This is a genomic window from Pseudomonas sp. FW305-25, from assembly GCF_017351415.1.
Classification (GTDB): domain Bacteria; phylum Pseudomonadota; class Gammaproteobacteria; order Pseudomonadales; family Pseudomonadaceae; genus Aquipseudomonas; species Aquipseudomonas chlororaphis.
Genome location: NZ_JACNDE010000093.1, coordinates 1 through 317 on the forward strand (window position 1 = coordinate 1; position 317 = coordinate 317).

The following is a 317-nucleotide window of genomic DNA, read 5'->3' on the forward strand; positions in this document are numbered from 1 at the left end:
GGCTCGTAGATGTAGCTGCGATAGCGATTCTCACCGCTTTCGGCGATCAACCGTTCGCCTTGCCAGAGAAACTCGGTAGTACGGCCATCAACGGTTTTAGCGATGCGCCGGCCAAAGGCGTCGTACTGGTAAGTCGCGGTGCTGCCACCGGGCAGGCTGACGCCGATCAGCCGGTGCTGGCAGTCGTACTGATATTCGGTGACCAGCTTCTGGCCCGCGCCGCGGCGTTCGCGGCTGAGGTTGCCGAAGGCGTCGTAGTCGTAGTGGCGGTCGCCTTGCATCAGCAGGCGGTTGCCTTTGACGTTGGCCAGGTTGGC

General features: G+C 62.5%; 1 protein-coding gene. It reads right to left on the bottom strand.

Features of this window, described 5'->3' with window-relative positions; all coding sequences use genetic code 11:
• Positions 1-317: RHS repeat domain-containing protein (locus J4E58_RS31825; protein WP_207255378.1), on the bottom strand; the 317-nt coding region annotated here is incomplete at both ends.